Below are 286 nucleotides of genomic sequence, written 5' to 3'. Positions count from 1 at the left end.
AACGCCCTCTGGAAGTGGGTAGATTTCCGTATCTGCAAAAGAGTCACTGTCTGCCAGAACAGGCTCTACCGGCAGGGTATCCTCCTCTTTTATACGGTACATCACCGCTATGTAGGTAATGGATCTATCCGCTTCATTTTTCAGACGGACAATATTGGCTGCCTCCGTACCGGGGGCAACGACTTTCTCGCCGTTTTCACCCTTCACATTTTGATAGGAGCTGTTGAACAGTCTCAGCTCCGCCACGCCGGTATCCGGGTTTACTCCGGTGGAGCTGTCCCATGTG

The 286-nt window shown here is 52.1% G+C and carries 1 protein-coding gene; it reads right to left on the bottom strand.

Going from position 1 to position 286, the window contains the following annotated elements; genetic code table 11:
• Positions 1 to 286, bottom strand: a 286-nt coding sequence (locus tag ACKX14_RS15650) for a hypothetical protein (RefSeq protein ID WP_422449296.1), incomplete at both ends; no start/stop codon positions are given.

Origin of the sequence: Thermorhabdus hydrogeniformans (assembly GCF_049310025.1) — a bacterium.
Taxonomy (GTDB): Bacteria; Bacillota; Thermosediminibacteria; order Thermosediminibacterales; family Tepidanaerobacteraceae; genus JBJYKD01.
The sequence above is the reverse complement of the archived record's forward strand: the minus strand, read 5'-3'. Positions and strand labels throughout refer to the sequence as shown.